The organism is Mycolicibacterium flavescens, assembly GCF_001722335.1.
GTDB lineage: Bacteria > Actinomycetota > Actinomycetes > Mycobacteriales > Mycobacteriaceae > Mycobacterium > Mycobacterium flavescens.
In genome coordinates, this window is record NZ_MIHA01000065.1 from 1 (window position 1) to 604 (window position 604).

Sequence of the window (604 nt, forward strand, 5' to 3'; positions counted from 1 at the left end):
CGTTCATGTTGTTGCGGCTTCGAGTGCGCCTGGTGGTGTTTGGGCGACCATCTGGTGGCCCCACACACTGGGTCGGTCGTACTGAGCGACTGTCCAGGTTTCCTCGTCGACGGTCACCGCATCCCAGCCGTACTCGATGTCAAACCCGCTCGGTGTGCGCACGTAAAACGACACCATCCGATCGTTGACATGGCGCCCCAACGTCATGCTCAGCGGAATGTTGCGCGACATGCACAGGTCATAAGCCATCCCCACGTCATCAAAACTTTGCACCTCGACCATCACGTGGTGCAGTCCCCGCACACCCGGCATCGGAGTCAACGCGATGCTGTGATGGCGCGGGTTGCAGTGGTAGAACCACAGATCCATGAAGGTGTAAATCTCATCGCTCTTCTTAAACCCCAGCACCCCCCGCAAAAACCGGTCGGCCTGCGCAAGGTCCGGCGTCGCCAGCACCACATGCCCCAACCCCTGCGCACCGGTGACGAACCCCGATATCGCACGACCGGGCCGGAAGGAACCCGGCACCACCTTCTGACCGTAAAACAACTCATGACGCAACCCCGAAGGATCCGACAGCGTCAAAAAGCCCAACACCCCGCGG

General features: G+C 60.4%; 1 protein-coding gene. It reads right to left on the minus strand.

All coding sequences use genetic code 11. From position 1 onward, the window contains the following. Positions 1–3 precede the first annotated feature (3 nt). Positions 4–604, minus strand: a 601-nt coding sequence (locus BHQ18_RS28855) for a VOC family protein (protein WP_069417039.1), incomplete at its 5' end; no start/stop codon positions are given.